Below are 18,598 nucleotides of genomic sequence, written 5' to 3' on the forward strand. Positions count from 1 at the left end.
CAATGAAGGGAAGTGCTTAGCAGCTCCCCGAATCTGTAACTGAACCTGGACGAGGTGACTCTGCCCGTAAAAAAGAGGCGGATGCCGGAGGAAAGATCTCCGGTTTAGGTAACGCAGTCTCTTCTGCAACTACCTGCTGTTCCACTTGCTGCGCTCCCGGTTCCCAGCCAAAGACTTCACGGAATACATCCTGGACCGTATCTACAGGGATCACCCGCAACCCATCCAGATTATCAAAAATGGACTGCCAATTCTCCGCCGGTATAATGACCGTCTTCGCCCCCGCCTGAAAAGCCGCCTCCACCTTCGCCAGTACACCGCCAATCGGTTTAACCCGGCCATGAATACTGATCTCGCCTGTCATTGCAAGCTCATGGTCTACAGGGCGTCCTTGAATGGCTGAAGCGATTGCTGTAGCCATGGCAATTCCGGCCGATGGACCATCAATCGGCGTACCTCCCGGAAAATTCACATGTAAATCATAATCACTCGTGCGGATGCCCATCGCTTTTAAGACGGTTAACACATTTTCAACCGAGCCTTTAGCCATACTTTTCCGCCGAAGTGTACGGGAACCGCCTCCAATCTCTTCCTCATCCACCACGCCTGTGATGTTGATGCGGCCCTGGTCTTTTGGTGCAGGAACCGCTGACACCTCAATCTCCAAAATAGTACCCATGTTCGGTCCGTAAACGGCAAGGCCATTGACAAAACCGACCTGCGGCTTGGAAGGAACCTTACGATCCGGCCTTGGCTGGATCTGACTGCTTCCAGCAACCCACTCGACATCAGAAGCCTGAAGTGTCTCACGCTTTTCCGTGAGTGCAAGTCCAGCAGCTAGCTGAATGATGTTCACCGCTTCGCGCCCATTGGTCGCATATCGTTTGACTACATCCACGGCTTCCGGACAAGGACTGAACCCGATTTTCTGAACAGCATCTTCCGCAATTTTTCCAATCTCCTCCGGTAACAATGGACGGAAATAGACCTCCATACACCGTGAACGTAAGGCAGGAGGAAGCTCATGCGGGGAACGTGTCGTCGCCCCAACCAGACGAAAATCAGCAGGCAACCCATTCTGGAAAATATCGTGGATATAAGCAGGAGTATGCGTGTCTTCCGAGTTATAGTACGCACTTTCCAAAAAGACCTTGCGGTCTTCCAGCACTTTGAGCAGTTTATTCATCTGAATGGAATGTAATTCTCCAATTTCATCAATAAAAAGCATACCACCATGCGCTTTCGTCACCGCACCTGGCTTTGGTTGAGGGATTCCTGCCACGCCCATAGCTCCTGCTCCCTGATAGATCGGATCATGAACGGAACCAATCAAGGGATCCGCAATACCTCGCTCATCAAAACGAGCCGTTGTGGCATCCAGCTCCGTAAATTTAGCATCGGCTTTGAAGGGAGAAGTCGGGTTTTTCTTCGCTTCTTCCAACACTACCCTTGCGGCTGCCGTTTTCCCTACTCCCGGCGGGCCATATATAATCACATGCTGCGGATTGGCACTACATAAAGCAGCCTTGAGCGCGCGTAGTCCGTCTTTTTGCCCAACAATATCGTTAATGGTGGCTGGACGCGTCTTCTCCGCCAGTGGCTTCGTCAGTGATATCGAACGCAGCTTTCGCAGCTTCTCCAGTTCTTTTCGTGATTCACGCTCAACAGCAGTTCGATTCGTTTTCTGGCCTCGAAGCAAATTCCAGAAGTATAACCCGATCACCACGCCAAAAAATAACTGTATCAACATGAATATCATGCCAAACTCACCCATATCTCAACATCCTCCTGTTCTATCCTTCTTCTCATCTGTAATCATGCTAATACTTGGTAGTATAGCCTTTTCAGCGAGACGTAAACGGAACAAGCCGAATTTGTGCTTGAGAATTTGTTCCTGAGCATGCAAAAAGCCCGCCACGTATGACAGGCTTCCACATTTCACCTATTTAAACGTATCACTATCATTTGGATAAGATAGGAACCATTTCTTATGGAGAACACTTGTACATAAAAAAATTAGTGCGAACGTCCAGGGATAACCCCTGTTTCTTCATACGCTTCAACAATTTTGTCGATTTCTTTTTTCAATTCCTCTACCATGATCTCTTCCGGCACTTTACGGATCATTTTGCCATGACGGAATAAAAGACCTTCTCCACGGGCACCCGCAATGCCAATATCCGCTTCTTTGGCTTCTCCTGGACCATTTACCGCGCAGCCCAGTACAGATACTTTGATCGGTACCTTAAGCTTGGAGATATACTCTTCCACTTCGTTGGCGATCGAGAAGAGGTCAATATCCAGACGCCCGCAAGTTGGGCAAGAGATCAATGTAGCTGCATTGGAAATCAGTCCAAACGTTTTGAGCAGATCGCGCGCAACTTTAATCTCTTCAACCGGATCGGCACTAAGCGAGATACGCATCGTTGAACCAATTCCCATAGAGAGCAGTGCGCCCATACCCGCGGAACTTTTGATTGTGCCCGAGAACAATGTGCCCGCTTCTGTAATGCCGAGGTGCAACGGATACGGAATAATCTGAGCTGCCTTCGTATAAGCTTCAATGGCCATCGGTACATCGGACGCTTTGAGTGAAACGATGATATCGTGGAAATCCAGCTCTTCCAAAATGCCAATGTGGAATAACGCACTTTCGACCATAGCATCTGCTGTAGGATAGCCATACTTTTCAAGCAGATGATTCTCTAGTGAACCCGCGTTTACCCCGATCCGAATCGGAATACCCTTTTCCTTGCACGCTTTGACAACCTCTTCCACTTTAGCACGTTTACCGATGTTGCCTGGATTGATCCGAACTTTATCAATACCATTCTCGATAGCAAGCAAGGCGAGCTTGTAGTTAAAATGTATGTCTGCCACGAGCGGGATGTGAATTCGCTTCTTGATTTCCTTAATCGCAGCCGCAGCTTCCTCATTATTCACTGTTACACGTACCACCTGGCATCCAGCCTCTTCCAATCGCAAAATCTCTGCAACTGTCGCTTCAACGTCAGCTGTTTTGGTCGTACACATACTTTGAATAATAACTTCGTTACTGCCACCAATGGTCAAGTTCCCTACTTTTACGGGACGGGTGTCTTGTCTTAAATACATGAGTGATTTCTCTCCCCACAACGTCAAAGCTCCACTCTGACAAAAGACCATATATAAGCCTTCTGCCCAAGTGGAGAACTGACAAGTCTATATTTCAAAGCTCAGCTGAAGCAGTACCCATTAGGCACTCTCTTCCTGCTTATCGTCCTTTGATTGGCCAAGTTCAGGCACAACTTTTTTCTCAACAACTTCTTCCGTAATGACACAGCTGGTCACGTCTTCACGTGAAGGCACTTCATACATAATTTCGAGCATGATCCCTTCAATGATCGCACGCAAACCACGTGCACCCGTATTACGCTTGATCGCTTCTTTGGCAATCGCCAGCAATGCACCCGGTTCAAACACCAGATTGACATTATCTAGCTCAAGCAGTTTTTGGTACTGCTTCGTCAGCGCATTTTTCGGTTCGGACAGAATCCGTACCAACGTATCTTCATCCAATGGCTCCAACGTAGAGATTACTGGCAGACGGCCTACGAATTCCGGAATCAAACCGAATTTCAGCAAGTCTTCCGGCAATACCATACCAAGGTATTCACCCGGTTTCAGATCTTTTTGCTCCGTAGCGGCGTTAAAGCCAATGACTTTTTTACCGATCCGGCGTTTGATCATTTGCTCCAGACCATCAAAGGCACCACCGCAGATGAACAAAATATTAGTTGTATCAATCTGAATGAACTCTTGATGTGGATGCTTGCGACCACCTTGTGGCGGCACTGAAGCAACTGTACCTTCAAGAATTTTCAGCAAAGCTTGCTGAACACCTTCACCGGATACGTCACGCGTAATGGACGGGTTCTCCGATTTACGTGCTACTTTATCAATCTCATCAATATAGATAATGCCGCGTTCTGCTTTTTCTACATCATAGTCAGCCGCCTGGATCAGCTTAAGCAGAATGTTCTCGACATCCTCACCCACGTATCCCGCTTCTGTCAATGAAGTTGCATCCGCAATAGCAAAAGGAACGTTCAGAATTTTCGCCATCGTTTGTGCAAGCAACGTTTTACCGGAACCCGTAGGTCCTAACAGCAAAATGTTACTCTTCGACAGCTCTACATCTTCAATCTTGCTTTGTGTATTAATCCGTTTGTAGTGGTTGTACACTGCTACAGACAAAGATTTTTTCGCTTGTTCCTGACCAATAACATATTGATCAAGAATATCACGAATTTCTTTTGGTTTCGGAATATCTTTCAGGTCTACTTCTTCATCATGACCGAGTTCTTCCTCTACGATTTCGGTGCAAAGTTCAATACATTCATCACAGATGTATACGCCTGGTCCAGCGACCAGCTTGCGAACCTGCTCCTGAGATTTACCGCAAAAAGAGCATTTCAGCTGCCCTTTCTCATCGTTAAATTTAAACATGAAACCACCCCTTTAGGAATTGATCGGTCTGCTGAGCACCTGGTCAATAATGCCGTACGTTTTTGCTTCTTCCGCACTCATGAAAAAGTCACGGTCTGTGTCCCGCTCAATTTTATCAAGGGGCTGACCTGTACGATCAACATATATTTGATTCAGTTTCTGACGAGTTTTAATGATCCATTCTGCGTGGATTTTGATATCCGCAGCCTGTCCTTGAACGCCGCCAAGCGGCTGATGAATCATCACTTCACTGTTCGTAAGCGCATATCTTTTGCCTGGAGCGCCTGCGGTCAGCAATAGAGAGCCCATGCTTGCTGCCATGCCTACGCAAATGGTAGATACATCCGGCTTGATAAATTGCATCGTATCGTATATACCCATCCCTGCCGTTACAGAACCACCAGGTGAATTAATATACAAGCTGATATCCTTCTCAGGATCGTCGGCTGCCAAAAACAAAAGCTGAGCTATGACAAGATTGGCTACATCGTCATCAATCGCACTGGTCAGAAAAATAATGCGATCCTTCAGCAAACGTGAATATATATCGTAAGAACGCTCGCCTCGATTGGTTTGTTCAACAACCATTGGCACCAGACTCATGAGACCAACCTCTTTTCTACATGTAATTAGACATAGGCTGACTGTAAAGCAAACCCAAAATCATTTTAACATGTTCCTTTGACAATGTCATTTTTCAGAAAACACGTTATTTTAGGGATGTTTACGATGTAGCCTGATCATATTTAACCATGTTTTCTATGTATGTGCAAATTACATCCATCCTATGCCGTCTTGGTATTTTTTTATTTCCGTCCAAGAACAAAGGTTTGAAATCAACGGAAAATGGGCACCTTGCAATAAAATGAATGAGAATCCATATCAACACTCATTTTTCTATAAAATGGATGTCGCAATTTAAAAATAAGGCACGCAATGACTCACGTGCCTTATCGTTTATATAGCTGTCGAAATCACACAGCCTGTCTTATTTTTCGTCAGCTTCTGCAGCAACTTCTTCGGCTGGAGCTTCAACTGGCTCAACAACTTTGCTGTTCTCAACGAGAACATCGATTGTTTTGCGCAATTTAACTTCATCACGAAGGCTTTCCAGGGAACCGTTACCTTCGAGGATGCCACGGATCTCTTCAGCAGGACGCTTGTAAGATTCAGCCATTTTCTCGAGTTCTTGGTTCACTTCTTCATCAGAAACTTCGATGTTTTCCGCTTTACCTACTGCTTCAAGCACCAGGTTGTTGCGAACACGTTTCGAAGCATCGTCTTGCATTTGTGCTCTCAAGTCAGCTTGAGTCTGACCGGAGAAGCTCATGAACATTTCAAGGTTCATGCCTTGGCTGCGAAGACGGTTGTCAAAATCGCGCATCATGTTCTGTACTTCACTGTCAACCATTGCTGCAGGGATGTCCACTTCAGCGTTTTCAGCTACTTTTTCTACAACTGCATTTTCCTGTGCAGCTTTGAACTCATCTGCTTTACGGGATTCCAGTTGTGTTTTGAGGTCAGCTTTGTACTCTTCCAGAGTATCAAATTCGCTAACATCTTTAGCAAACTCGTCATCCAATTCTGGAAGTTGTTTGCGTTTGATTTCATGAACTTTCACTTTGAATACTGCTTGTTTGCCAGCCAGCTCTGTTGCATGGTAGCTCTCTGGGAAAGTCACTTCCACGTCTTTGAAGTCGCCAGTGGACAGACCCACTACTTGCTCTTCAAAACCTGGAATGAATGTGTTGGAACCCAGTTCCAAGGAATAACGCTCAGCTTGTCCACCTTCGAAAGGTACACCATCAACAGAACCGTCGAAGTCGATTACAGCAACATCGCCGTTCGCTGCAGCACCTTCGTCAACTACAACCAGTTCAGCATGACGCTGTTGCAAACGCTCCAGCTCTTCTGCAACTTCTGCATCCGTTACTTCACCTTTAGCTACAGCAACTTCGATTCCTTTATAGTTACCCAGGGTAACTTCTGGTTTCACAGTTACTTTCGCTTTAAATTTGAAGGATTGTCCTTTACCGAATTGCTCGATGTCTACATCAGGACGATCCACTGGGAAGATATCCGTTTGATCAATCGCTTCTGTGTAAGCTTCTGGAAGCAAGATGTCGATTGCTTCTTGATAAAGGCTTTCCACTCCGAAACGAGCTTCGAAGATTGGACGCGGCACTTTACCTTTACGGAATCCAGGCACGTTCGCTTGTTTTACTACTTTATTAAAAGCTTTGTCGAGTGCTTCTGTTACGCGCTCTGCACCGACTTCAACCTCAAGAACCCCAAGGTTCTTCTCTATCTTTTCCCAAGTTGCTTTCATTGTATACTTTCCCCTCCAAAATTCACATGTTCACGTAGGCGATCACGCACAAAATAACCATTTTAGTATAAACAAGTTTACATTCTTTTTCAAGGGGAATCCCTTGATACGGTTTAAGGTAAACGTTTCCGTCTCTTAATGACCGTCCAAACCGGCGGAAACAAACTGTTTCATAGAGCGATACGCCTGCTCCAGTCGAAACCTCATTGCACCTGTCACAGCGTACATCGAGCGCGTGTTTTCCTCATCGTGCGAGCCTCCCAGACTGTCTGCAACCGTCATATGTAGCGCAGCCGCCCAAATGTCCGTCATCGCATCATTTTGCTCAAGCATGGATTGGTAATCCCGTGTTCCATAGACCGCCATAACATATTGTATCCACAGTTCCTGGGCAAAATAAAAGAGCGTAGGTTCATGAACCTCCGTCTGGTCTGCCACCCGTTCCAGAATCTGCACAATCTGAAGTGGGAATTCTTCCGGTTTAAGTGGAACGCTAGCGATATCAACCTCTACTTCTTCGTCACCTCTAGTGAAATGAATGATGTCTTGTACTCCTCGACGACGCAGGGTTTGCATGACTCTGAACTGTAATAGAGGATGAAGCACCTTCGTTTGCAGCCACCCAATCAGTTCTTCATCCACCTTCGGAACGTCCAAAAATGCCAGTTGCTCGAGAGCCAGCATCGTCTGTTCAGATAGCGGGCCTTCCATAACCGTCCGGAGCAGCTTATCTGCGTAACCATCGTCCTGAGCAAGTTTCGATATGGCGTGTTGCCTTGCCATTTCTTCCTCGCTGATGTCTTCTTCCTCTTCTTCTCGAATGGTCTGCATTTCTAATTCTTCATATTGAGGGAAAGCAGCCTGCAGCCACTCCAGCAACGCCCTCCACTCGTCATAGTGGCGTTCTTCCTGCCCTTGGCATTGCAACAAAAAGCGAAGCAAGTCCATTGCTTCACCGTAACGTTCATTTTCAAGCATAACTGTCAGCTGTATTTGGTAATAGTCCAGCGTTTTTGGAAACAGCACAATTTTATTGTTGTGCTCGGTTTCCGGGGTTGTGGATTCCTTGATAGGAGCACCTCCTCTGTTCCTGAATCTCCAGCCCGAATCGGCCGTGAATAGATATATATCAAGGAAATATGGATCTATTTTCTGATTTCTTCTGATATTCTAACATAACCTTAATTAGAAAGAAAAAAACGTTGCGGCCGCCAAATATCATATATGAAAACAAGCCTAAAATAAAACATTTGATATATCTTTTTATTTGTGATAAAATCATTTTTGCTTGAAAAATTTCTATGTCTCAGTAGCTCAGCAGGATAGAGCAACGGCCTTCTAAGCCGTCGGTCGGGGGTTCGAATCCCTCCTGGGACGTCAAAAAAGGAAGCTTCCTTCGGGGAGCTTTTTTGCGTTCTGGGGATGGGAGACCCCATAGGTTCGCCGGAGCATCAGCTTCGCTTGGCCTTGGTTGGTAAGTATTCGCTTCGTCTGCTCTACCCTTAAGGCTTTGACGAAAGGAGCAAGCCGTTTCTGAAAGCTAACAAGCCATTTTGCAGTTAGGTCACCCCACCTCCCCACCATGCCAAAAATTCTAACGATCACCAGGAAGCTTATTTGCCCCATTTTCGCCGTTCTAATTTTCTTACGATCACCAGAGAGCTTATTTCATCGATTTCGTGCTTACTTTGTGCTTTTTCGCGCTAAATTGTCTAAATAGCGTTCCTGAGGATCGTTAGAATTTGAAAAGGTTCTTTTTCCTCCAAATAAGGTTTCTGGTGATCGTTAGAAAACAGTGTCCATATTGAGTCATTTCCAAATTCTCTGTGATCCATGTGAGCACAAGATAAATAACGGTATGACTAAGTTTTATTTTCCCTTCTAAAATTACCTTACACGAGATACCTTTTACACACTCAGTTCCTCTCTCTCCGGTCACAGCATATCATTTCCTACATTTCCCCAGCCTAACTCTCTATTATCCACCTCTCGACGCCTTCGTTAGTATTACATCTCATTTTCTTGCTCAATCCTTACGATTTCACTCCAGCTCCATCACAATTGCCCTAGTTATGACAGGGGGCGGTTCGCGCAAAGTACTTCACATAATCCTAAAAGTCATCTGTCACCACACTTAGTCCAACTAGTAATGTCAATGTAAACTATCAATAAGAGCAAACATTTGTTAAGTTTTGCTTTCCATTGCCCCATATGACACACAATGTTATGCTTGTTTAATGAATATTGTACCAATCCATACATATCAACTTCCTATAGAAGCTGTACTTTGTTTGGTTCAGTAATTCGCTTTACATATTTATTTGGAAACAGGAGATTAATGATGCCCTCACCTACTACACAACTACAGCATTCTGCTCCTTCCGGGGGAGAACAACCGTCTCAACAAACATCTCAAACATTCGGGTTGTTACTCGCCGGAATAATTGTTATCGCTGCTACGATGCGGTCACCCATCACAGCCACCGGTCCCGTCGTGGAATTAATCCGTTCAGACACCGGCATCGGACATACGATGGCTGGATTACTAACGTCGCTGCCTTTGATCGCTTTTGCAGCTGTCTCTCCTTTTGCCCCGCGCCTTGCCAAACGTTTTGGGCTGGAGACCGCCCTCCTGCTTGCTGTCATTATTGTTACCAGCGGAATCACCTTGCGCTTACTCCCTTCCGTGCTTGCTCTTTATGCGGGAACGGCACTTCTTGGATGCGGTATCGCCCTTAGCAATGTACTCCTGCCAAGTCTGATCAAACGTGATTTCCCGTTACGAGTCGGCATCATCACCGGACTGTATTCTGTTTCGATGAATATGTTTGCCTCAATCTCTTCGGGTATTAGTGTACCCGTGGCAGAAGCCTCTTCGCTTGGTTGGCGGGCTTCCTTAGGCGTGTGGGCGTGTCTATCCCTACTGGCTGTCTTTCTATGGCTTCCGCAGGCACGGAGAGGGCGCAAACAGATGCTCTATGTCACTTCCCAGAGCGAGAACGCAACCACACGTTTACGGACTTCTTCTCTCGCCTGGTTCGTGACGTTGTTCATGGGCATTCAGTCGTTAATCTTCTATACAACGATAACTTGGCTTCCCGAGATTCTGGCGGATCAAGGTTTCAGTGCGGCTTCAGCTGGCTGGATGTTGTCTCTGATGCAAATGGTTAGTGTACCTGCTACCTTTATCGTGCCGATTCTGGCTGGAAAAACACGAGATCAACGGTTGCTCACCACCATAACGTGTTTGTGTCTCATCATCGGATATGCGTTACTATTCAGCGATGCGCCTGTTCTCGTCACCATCGGAGTTGCGCTAGCCGGAATTGGTGCCGGGGCCTCCTTTGGTCTGGTCACGATGTTTTTTGTTCTTCGCACAAGTCATGCGCGAGAGGCTGCAAGTCTTTCCGGAATGGCTCAATCCTTTGGGTACATGCTTGCAGCAGGCGGCCCTTTACTGTTCGGTTTAATGCACGACTGGACGAAAGGATGGACACTTTCACTGCTCATTCAGGTACTTCTCGCGATCGGGCTGCTTATGACAGGACTTCAGGCGAGCAAAGATCGAACCGTTTCTTAGTTTTATGAAAAAAGTCCACCAGGATATCGGATATCTATCCTTCCCTGGAAGCAAACAACAAGAAAAGGCCTCCTCCTGTACACTTAACAGGAGGAGGCCTTTTTCATATCTAGATACCGTCTTGGTCACTGGCTAAGCCGGGACTTGCGAGGCAATACTTACTCAAAAAACACGCTCTGATTGAGTTCTTTACAAGAAAACATACCCTGATGTTCTTTTACCATACAAGAGTGTTATACTAATTATAAAATACATAATTTCCATAAAATAGAAGTTAAGGGTCAACATTTATTCACATCATAGCCTATATTTAATTTACATAAGCAACCTTGTAGTGATTAACTTTAAGTTGATTGGAGAAGGAATCATGAAATTAGTAATTGAGAAGTTAAAAGATGCAGACTTTGAAAACCTACATAAGTTTGAAATTGAAAACAGAACTTTTTTTGAGGAAATGATACCATCTCGAGGAGATGATTATTACAGACCTGAGAGTTTTAGAGCAAGAAATGAACTGTTGCTTGATGAACAAGCTGAAGGGCTCTCCTATTTTTATTTAATAAAAGATGAACATCATTCTATTCTTGGAAGAATAAATTTAGTGGATATCAACTTTTCAAATAAAATAGGATTTCTCGGCTATAGAGTAGGAAAAATCCACACCGGGAAAGGCATCGCGAAAAAAGCTTTACAATTATTACTCCATACAGTCATTGATTTAGATATAAAGGAAGTCCATGCCAAAACGACCACCCACAATATAGCATCTCAAAAAGTTTTAATGCAGAATGGGTTCAAGCATACGGTGACTAGTGAAGAAGAATTTGAAATGAATGGACAAATGCTACAATTCACCAATTATATATGGATAAATAAACATTATTCCACTTACCACCCAGACGTATTTCCTGAGATACCTCATACCACCAGGAGAACGGATCTCGATCCCTCCCTGTAAGCAAACAACAAGAAACGGCCTCCACCTGTACGCTTAACAGGGGAAGCCGTTTTTCATATCTAGATGTCGTCTTGGTCACTGGCTATGCCAGGACGGACGAGGGTTTAACTTTTCCAGACAATACGCTCTCACTGCCTTTACTTCACCTTCACCGTAATGGTATTGGTGGTTGTCACCCCCGCAGCGTTAACCAGCTCGGCACGGTACGCATACGTACCAGATGCTTTGCCTTTTACTGCAGTTATAGCAAATTGAGGCAGTGGTGTTGTCGCTTTGAGTGACTGTGTATCAATCAACTCATCATTCTCATAGAGACGGTACGCGGTTGCGTTTGTTCCCCACCACAAGTTCATCATCACTTTGTAGTTGCCGTCCATATCCCAGTTATCATGAGAGAGTACTGCTTTGCCAGGCAAAGCATCGGTTACCCGTACAGTCAGCATCTGACTGCGCGTTACCCCCTTATCATTGGCCAGCTCTGCAACATACGTGTAGGTGCCATTGGTTTTACCTTTAATTTTCGTTTGAGCGAACTGAGCCCAAGGTGCATTGTAGGTCAATTTTTGCGAATCAACCAACACGCCATCCTCATACAACTTGTAACTCGTCGCATTCTCACCCCACCACATGTTCATGGACACCGTGTAGTCGCCCCCTAACAGACCGTTCACAAAGCCGTTATTGTGGGACAACGTAGGTGTTCCAGGTGCTTTCGTAGCCGGTGTTTCAGGTTCAGTCTGTGCAGATTCCACTGTAATGGTAGTGATAGCCGTACCAGCAAGACCTTGCTCGTCTTTTACCGTCGTTTCCACGGTGTACGTGCCGCCTTCAACACCCTCCAACGTATATTGGAAGCTGCCGTCTGCCTGAACATTAAACGTGCCTTCTTTCAACGTTGAGCCATCTTCTTTTTTCACCACGTAGGATGCTTTGAGTGCTGTCGTCGGATCGAGCGTAATGCTCCAGCCTTTAGCCAGTGCAGGCGCAGCACGGAAATACAGGTCATCCACCGTACCGTCAATTACAACAGCATCCTCCGCTTTGAACTCCAATGATTGCGGAGCAGTTACTGCGGGAGCTGTCTTTTTAACCAAAAACGGAGGTGTATCTTCCTTATAGGTCTTGCCATCCGTGCCGATGGTTGTGATATCTACGGTATACACGCCATCTGCAAGTTCGGTGACTGCTTCCGTTGTGTAATCCGAATACTGACCATCCCAAGCCAGCGTGTATCTGGCATTTGCGTTGAAGTTATAGTAATTGCCAAAGATTGAGCCAATGTATCCGTCTTGATAGTAACCACCCTCAGGGTCGAGGCCGTTATAAATTTCAATCAGTGCAAACGTCATTGGATTATGGAATTCCATTGCAACGTTCAACGTATCCAGCGAACCGTCTGCCTTCAACGGATAATAGAACGGATTTTTCGCAGTTCCTTTTACCGTTTCAATATATTTCACACCGCTTGAAGTCACATTAAAGTGAGCCACATACGGTACTGTAAACGTGTTGGTTCCATTCGTAATTTCAATGTAGCCCTGTGCCTCAGTTAATGCAGTAACACCACGAGGAACCGTAACTGTTACGGCGAGTTCTTCTTCTCCATTCAAAGTGAATGAAGTTTTATCCACGGAAACAGATACCCCAGGCACGGTACGAGTCGGATTCACATTCACCGTGTACTCGCCGCCGCTTCCGTTCAAGGCCTGAACCTTGATCGTTTTGCTTACTGTTTTTTCATCCGTACTTAAGAAGTTACCGTAGTTAATGCTTCCTGTGATGTTTTCTTTCTCGACAACCGATCCACTCTCGGTATACTGGGTCACATCCATGACTTTAACAAAAGCGGCAGGATCAATCGATTTTACCGCTTGAATGCGGCCTGCACCTTGATCAAACACGTCATATTTAGCTGTGTCCATGATTTTGGCGTTATTCATCAAAGCAACCTTAACATCAAAAGGCGTCCAGTCCGGGTGCTTTTCAAGCAACAGTGCAGCCAGACCCGCTACATGCGGTGCAGCCATACTTGTTCCACTTTTGCGATCATACGCTTGGGCATAATCGGCTCCTGGCTCATCTTTGCCGTAAGCAGGAATGGTGGACAAAATGTTGGAGCCCGGTGCAACAACATCCGGTTTGATATCCAATGTTACTTTTGCAGGCCCACGGGAACTGGAAGAACTCATCTCATCCCCAGGTGTCTGACTGCGCTCAAAATCACTGAAGCTTACTTCAACAGGTTGCCCCGCGTCTAATTGAGCTTTAACGACTTCACCATCTTCCTTCGACATGCTCAGTGTCGGAATCAGGTCGAAGTTATCACCAAGACTTACGCCAATCGGGCCGGGAATATTGTTATACACAATAACAGCCACGGCTCCTGCCGCTTTGGCATTTGCAATTTTTTCGACAAAAGCAAGTTCCCCGCGTTGAATCAACGCAACTTTGCCTGTGAAATCTTTACCTTCGAAATCAGCAGGTTTACCCAAAGCTGCAAATTCAACGTCATATCGATCTGTCAAAACCGCTTGAGGATCAGCAGCAAGACTCCAGCCCATCACATCCAGACGATATACAGATTCGGTAACAGCTAAAGGGGTCACTTCGTCCGCTGTTTCATTGCCAGCATTTGCTGCCGGGCCCTCAGCTTGATCAGATTCAGGCTGTGCAGATGTTGCATCTCCCACTTCGTCTCCCGGTGTAGTCGCTTCCGCTCCACTTTCTGGTGCGGTCACCGGCGTAACGACTGGTTCCTGCGTTTCAGGTGCATTCCCCAATTCTGGAGTTTGCTCATTTTCTGGAGCTGGCTGTTGCTCAGGCGCCGTTTCCCCACCTTCTTCACCAATCCAGAAATGTGTATTCGCCGTGATGACCTGACTAGGCCCTGTAGAGTTACCTACGGTAATTGCCATAGCGGATGCACCCGGCGAACCCAAAGTATAACGATTAGGGCCACTGTTACCACTGGATACAACCGCAGTTACACCAGACAGCATCGCGTTGTTCAATGCAACCGAAGTGACATAGCTCGGATCATTATTTTCAGCACCAAGTGACAGGTTGATGACATCCATTCCGTCCGCTACTGAGCGGTCAATTCCACCGAGTACCCAAGACGTCTGTCCATTGCCATAAGGCCCTAAAACACGGTAAGCATAAATATCCGCTTCAGGAGCAATCCCGACAACCCCATAGTCTCCCGCTTCACGAGCAGCGACCGTACCCGAAACGTGTGTACCGTGAGAAGTATAATAAGAGCTTCCTCTTTCATTAAGCTCAGGCTGGCCTGATGCTTTCCATTCCTGATAGGTCGCTTCATACGGATCATCATCGTTGTCTACAAAATCCCATCCGCCTTTATAAGCATCGTGCAGATTCGGGTGATTGTAGTCAATCCCGGTATCAATAACGCCAACTTTCACACCTTTTCCTTTATACCCCAAATCCCATACTTCAGGAGCTCCGATAAAAGGGGCTGTATCTTTCATGTGTGGATTCACTTCGCCTGTGTCAGGCGCAAGCGTCACTTCATAGTCAGGATATACACTGACTACACCTGGTATTTGAAGCAATTGTCCCAATTGGTTCCCTTTTATTTCAAGGGCTACACCATTAAGAGCATATGCATAGTTGTCCAGCACTTCGTGTTTGATTTTTTTCTGAGTGAGGCTATGTACAAATGACTGTTGTTGGTCTTCAACTTGAGTCACAGCCTTTGTTTCCATGGAGGAGGTAAATGATCTTCCTGAGAGGGTTGATTCGCCTTGAGCTACAGCAACAGGTTTGTTAGAAAGCTCAACAATGACTCGTGTGTTCTCTCCGCCAAGACCATTCAGGCTTTTATCCAAAACTGGATCGGCAGCGATTCGAGCTTCCCTACTGGCAAGCACTTCTCTCATTTGCTTTGCTTTGGTGCTGTTTAATGTGTTATCCAGTTGAATTGCGGAGTCCGCAGAAGCAGCTCCAGCTGTAGGCAGGATAAGGGAAAAAACCATAAGGACACTCATTAACATAGAAATCAATCGTTTATTCAAGGCTATGCCCTCCTTCTTCGTGTAGATGCCTCACCAATGGGATCTTGCTGCCAGAAGCACTGCAATACTTTCGACCAAGTTCACCGCCAATCTGCAAGATGTTTGACCCCTGGTAAATTATTCTACCAAAATATCACAAATTCCTTCTAAATACTTACATTATGATATAGAAATTACTTATATGGGTCTTTAGTAGGGTGAATATTCGCATTTGTATATTTTTGTCGTTTGGATATTTAAATTTAAAATTCCCAGCATGAAAATAAGAAAGAACCATGCTTTTCTGAACGTAAGAAAGGCATGGTTTTCTATGATTTTTATTGGCGATGTTCAGAATCCATTGGATTGAAACTATTTTAAATGACGTGAACACGGGAGAGAAATGTTGCCCGTTAAGCGATTTGAATTCATATAACATTAACTTTAAGTTATTCAATGTTTAAACTTCGGGTTTGAACGCTTCAATACGAAGACGTTTGTAATCCGCATAGATCGCATCGTTTTTCCACAGCTTAGGAATCACGATCTCGCTAATCTCCTGACACCATTCCTTTACCTGCTCAGAGCTGCATCCCTCGAAATAGTCATCCCCAAAATGGGCCAACCAGCCTATGATTCCCTCCTCTCCATCTGCTAGTTTGGTAGGGCGGTCATAGTGATAGGCCTGTCGAACCACAAAGCCTCTGTCTTCCAAAAGAGTGCTGTATTGTGCAATCGTCGGAAAATACCATGGATTACGTTCGGAAGCCTTGATTCCAGTATGCCGTTCCAGCACTTCCTCCAGTGCGTTAACGATGATCTGCACATTTCCTTTACCGCCAAACTCAGCCACAAATCGCCCTCCAGGCTTCAGGGCATGCCACACACCGTCTACAACATTTCGAGGCTTGCGCATCCAATGCAATGCAGCGTTAGAAAAGACTGCATCATACTGACGCTCTGTCTTGAACTCCTGACCATCCGCTTCCCAAAACTCCAATTCCGGGAACTTTTTCCTTGCTTGAGCAATCATGTCTGAGGAAGCATCTATACCAGTCACCGCTACCCCGTATTGGGAAATCTCATGCGTTAAATCACCGGTTCCACAGCCAAGGTCAAGAATAGATTCTCCTTCTGTCGGACGAAGCCAGGGAATGAGACTTTTTCCATACTCCGATACAAAAGCCAGTTGATTGTCATACGCTTCCGCATGCCACTGATTAATTGATTTCATCCACTTCACCGTCGCTTTCACTGTTAATATCCTCATTGTGGCACAAATACACTTATTGATAAAATATATATAATCTATTTAACTTATAGGAAAAAACAATCAAATAACAGTGATGTCAGCAGAACCAGAACTTCGCTTGATGAGGGAGAAATCTCTACATCTCATGCTTCATACCTTTTAACAAGTAAGAAAAAAAGAGATGATGTTATAAACAAATATATAGAGCTACAGTACAAGAGGAAGAAGTACAAAAGATGCACGCAATCGAGTAAATAAACTCTCTGGTGATCGTTACAATTTCAAAACCCCAAAAATGGGGCAAATAGCGTCTCTCGTGATCGTTAGGATTTTTGGGGAGTCGAGCGAGGGGCTGATTTAATTGTAAAATGGCTTAATACTTCTTAGGAACGGCTTGCTCCCTGTAGCCAAAGTCACGAGGTCATAGCTAATGAATCAAATACCTTGGTGAGCAATGCCTCGGCGAAACTAATGTTTCAACGACGAACCTTTGGGGGTTCTCATCCCTAGAACGCAAAAAAGCTTCCCGAAGGAAGCTTCTTGTTTGACGTCCCAGGAGGGATTCGAACCCCCGACCGACGGCTTAGAAGGCCGTTGCTCTATCCTGCTGAGCTACTGAGACAAATATGTATAATAAAATTCGGCACGATCTCTATTATACTCCGATTTCTATTTTTAGCAATAGTTTTATTAAAAATTAATAATACATCCTAATAACAACCAGCATCGTATGAGTAGGTATACTTAGACAAAAAGCCGAATAAGGTAATCTTTTTGAGGTAATATTGAAGAAATAAAGACTATTATCGATAGCACCTGCTAAATCCGGCTGGAACATCAGCAATATAACACGCAACAAGACGTTGCTAAATCATGTATATATGTATCTGAAACAATGTCTATTTATGTACATTCTCCCGCCACCCATTCTGTATCTGTATCTGTGTTTGTGCCCGCGTCTGTACCGTATCTTTACCTGTACATATATCTGCACGTGTATCGTTACCAGGTGTATACTTATTCAGCCTCCTCCCATCTGGGTAATCTGTTGCATACATACGTTATGAAATTCTATTGAAGGAGAGAATATTAATGAGACAACTTTTATCATCACTATCCTATTTCAGCATTTTCTTTGCCCCGTTTCTGTTTCCCATTATCGTATGGATTGTGGCCAGGGATGAATACATTGCAGGACATGCGAAGCGAGCACTTTTCTCCCATGTCTTTCCTTTCCTTGCGGCGATCCCGTTGCTGTATTTCTTCGTGACAGCCCACAGTTTAGGATCAGCGATCGGGTTTGTCGTTCTGTTCTTTGTCATCTACGGCTTGAGTTTTGTATACAATGTGGTGAAAGGAATTCAGGTTCTGCGTGAATATTACTAAGACTAGCACTTGGATATCAAAATATGTATGGCCTATCACAAACAAACCCGCTGTATTTGTTACAGCGGGTTTGTCCATCATCAATATGCTTTAACTCTACATACGTTTCGCTACTTTATGTTACTTGAGATTTTTGCAGAACCCTAATCACTCGCGCAAGTGTGGTATCTGATTATCCCTGACCAACCAAATACCGCTGCAGCGTGGGGCCAAGCAAGCCAAAAGCAAACAAATCACTTTGAAACTGAGCTTTATCCTCTTCTGCCGTAATTCCCTCGCTATTTTCAAATGCCGTTTCCGTCGCATCTTCAAAAGCGGTATGCATGTTGTTGTTATACCAGTCAATGGCTCTATCCGAGTGGTTGCGCACAATACGTACCACTTGCAGTTCATTACCTGGCTGATTCGAGGCTACATATACAAGTAATGATGGATCTCCCGCGTTGCCGGGTTGTACTTCAACCTCTGCACAAGATAACCCATCCACTTCCGTTAATCTGCGTATTTTGGCATCCTGAATGGCATACATCGTCATCTTCTCCTTTTGTTCTGATCATCTGCAATTGCTTCATTCCAATCATGTTGCTCG

12 protein-coding genes and 2 tRNA genes are annotated in these 18,598 nt (G+C 45.2%); 4 read left to right on the top strand and 10 right to left on the bottom strand.

The genetic code is table 11. The features are described 5' to 3' along the window. Positions 1 to 16: 16 nt before the first annotated feature. From lonB to ABIE27_RS27385, 6 genes are all read right to left on the bottom strand, one after another. The gene (lonB, locus tag ABIE27_RS27360; protein ID WP_429352009.1) at positions 17 to 1,774 is read right to left on the bottom strand and encodes an ATP-dependent protease LonB; all 1,758 of its coding nucleotides are present in this window, start codon (positions 1,772 to 1,774) and stop codon (positions 17 to 19) included. 242 nt (positions 1,775 to 2,016) lie between these two features. Further along, complete coding sequence (ispG, locus tag ABIE27_RS27365) at positions 2,017 to 3,114, bottom strand: flavodoxin-dependent (E)-4-hydroxy-3-methylbut-2-enyl-diphosphate synthase (RefSeq protein WP_123064570.1); 1,098 nt, start codon at positions 3,112 to 3,114, stop codon at positions 2,017 to 2,019. 120 nt (positions 3,115 to 3,234) lie between these two features. Continuing rightward, positions 3,235 to 4,488, bottom strand: a complete 1,254-nt coding sequence (clpX, locus tag ABIE27_RS27370) for an ATP-dependent protease ATP-binding subunit ClpX (RefSeq protein ID WP_090919142.1) — start codon at positions 4,486 to 4,488, stop codon at positions 3,235 to 3,237. Between the two features lie 12 nt (positions 4,489 to 4,500). Continuing rightward, positions 4,501 to 5,091 (bottom strand): ATP-dependent Clp endopeptidase proteolytic subunit ClpP, encoded by a 591-nt coding sequence (gene clpP, locus ABIE27_RS27375; protein WP_090919143.1) that lies wholly within the window; start codon positions 5,089 to 5,091, stop codon positions 4,501 to 4,503. 385 nt (positions 5,092 to 5,476) lie between these two features. Then, the gene (tig, locus tag ABIE27_RS27380; RefSeq protein ID WP_123064571.1) at positions 5,477 to 6,817 is read right to left on the bottom strand and encodes a trigger factor; all 1,341 of its coding nucleotides are present in this window, start codon (positions 6,815 to 6,817) and stop codon (positions 5,477 to 5,479) included. A gap of 135 nt (positions 6,818 to 6,952) precedes the next feature. Beyond that, a complete protein-coding gene (locus ABIE27_RS27385; protein ID WP_429352010.1) occupies positions 6,953 to 7,843 on the bottom strand; it encodes a hypothetical protein in 891 nt (296 codons plus the stop codon). 277 nt (positions 7,844 to 8,120) lie between these two features. Here ABIE27_RS27385 and ABIE27_RS27390 point away from each other — a divergent pair. The 3 genes from ABIE27_RS27390 (at position 8,121) to ABIE27_RS27400 (ending at position 11,355) form a co-directional block, all read left to right on the top strand. After that, positions 8,121 to 8,194: transfer RNA gene (locus ABIE27_RS27390), tRNA-Arg, on the top strand. A 964-nt stretch (positions 8,195 to 9,158) separates the two neighbouring features. Beyond that, positions 9,159 to 10,397 carry a CynX/NimT family MFS transporter gene (locus ABIE27_RS27395; RefSeq protein ID WP_429352011.1) on the top strand — a complete coding sequence of 413 codons (1,239 nt, stop codon included), beginning with the start codon at positions 9,159 to 9,161 and terminating at the stop codon, positions 10,395 to 10,397. A gap of 367 nt (positions 10,398 to 10,764) precedes the next feature. Next, positions 10,765 to 11,355 (top strand): GNAT family N-acetyltransferase, encoded by a 591-nt coding sequence (locus ABIE27_RS27400; RefSeq protein WP_429352012.1) that lies wholly within the window; start codon positions 10,765 to 10,767, stop codon positions 11,353 to 11,355. A 137-nt stretch (positions 11,356 to 11,492) separates the two neighbouring features. On the opposite strand, the gene ABIE27_RS27405 is transcribed toward ABIE27_RS27400, so the two are convergent. The 3 genes from ABIE27_RS27405 to ABIE27_RS27415 all read right to left on the bottom strand — a co-directional run bounded on the left by ABIE27_RS27405 (position 11,493) and on the right by ABIE27_RS27415 (position 17,245). Next, positions 11,493 to 15,392 (bottom strand): S8 family serine peptidase, encoded by a 3,900-nt coding sequence (locus ABIE27_RS27405; RefSeq protein WP_429352013.1) that lies wholly within the window; start codon positions 15,390 to 15,392, stop codon positions 11,493 to 11,495. Positions 15,393 to 15,831: 439 nt separating this feature from the next. Then, positions 15,832 to 16,626, bottom strand: coding sequence for a class I SAM-dependent methyltransferase (locus ABIE27_RS27410; protein WP_429352014.1), 795 nt, complete (start codon positions 16,624 to 16,626; stop codon positions 15,832 to 15,834). 545 nt (positions 16,627 to 17,171) lie between these two features. Further along, positions 17,172 to 17,245: transfer RNA gene (locus ABIE27_RS27415), tRNA-Arg, on the bottom strand. 470 nt (positions 17,246 to 17,715) lie between these two features. Between ABIE27_RS27415 and ABIE27_RS27420 the strand changes: the two genes are divergently transcribed. Continuing rightward, positions 17,716 to 18,009, top strand: a complete 294-nt coding sequence (locus ABIE27_RS27420; protein ID WP_429352015.1) for a DUF4870 domain-containing protein — start codon at positions 17,716 to 17,718, stop codon at positions 18,007 to 18,009. Between the two features lie 172 nt (positions 18,010 to 18,181). Here the strand turns inward: ABIE27_RS27420 and ABIE27_RS27425 are convergent, their stop codons facing one another. After that, positions 18,182 to 18,538 carry a hypothetical protein gene (locus ABIE27_RS27425; protein WP_429352016.1) on the bottom strand — a complete coding sequence of 119 codons (357 nt, stop codon included), beginning with the start codon at positions 18,536 to 18,538 and terminating at the stop codon, positions 18,182 to 18,184. Positions 18,539 to 18,598 lie beyond the last annotated feature (60 nt).

Source organism: Paenibacillus sp. 4624 (assembly GCF_050435065.1).
GTDB lineage: Bacteria > Bacillota > Bacilli > Paenibacillales > Paenibacillaceae > Paenibacillus > Paenibacillus amylolyticus_D.

Excerpts from the sequence above, each read along its gene's own strand:
- lonB (WP_429352009.1), bottom strand. The coding sequence starts at position 1,774 with ATGGGTGAGTTTGGCATGATATTCATGTTGATACAGTTATTTTTTGGC.
- ispG (WP_123064570.1), bottom strand. The coding sequence starts at position 3,114 with ATGTATTTAAGACAAGACACCCGTCCCGTAAAAGTAGGGAACTTGACC.
- clpX (WP_090919142.1), bottom strand. The coding sequence starts at position 4,488 with ATGTTTAAATTTAACGATGAGAAAGGGCAGCTGAAATGCTCTTTTTGC.
- clpP (WP_090919143.1), bottom strand. The coding sequence starts at position 5,091 with ATGAGTCTGGTGCCAATGGTTGTTGAACAAACCAATCGAGGCGAGCGT.
- tig (WP_123064571.1), bottom strand. The coding sequence starts at position 6,817 with ATGAAAGCAACTTGGGAAAAGATAGAGAAGAACCTTGGGGTTCTTGAG.
- ABIE27_RS27395 (WP_429352011.1), top strand. The coding sequence starts at position 9,159 with ATGCCCTCACCTACTACACAACTACAGCATTCTGCTCCTTCCGGGGGA.
- ABIE27_RS27400 (WP_429352012.1), top strand. The coding sequence starts at position 10,765 with ATGAAATTAGTAATTGAGAAGTTAAAAGATGCAGACTTTGAAAACCTA.
- ABIE27_RS27420 (WP_429352015.1), top strand. The coding sequence starts at position 17,716 with ATGAGACAACTTTTATCATCACTATCCTATTTCAGCATTTTCTTTGCC.
- ABIE27_RS27425 (WP_429352016.1), bottom strand. The coding sequence starts at position 18,538 with ATGTATGCCATTCAGGATGCCAAAATACGCAGATTAACGGAAGTGGAT.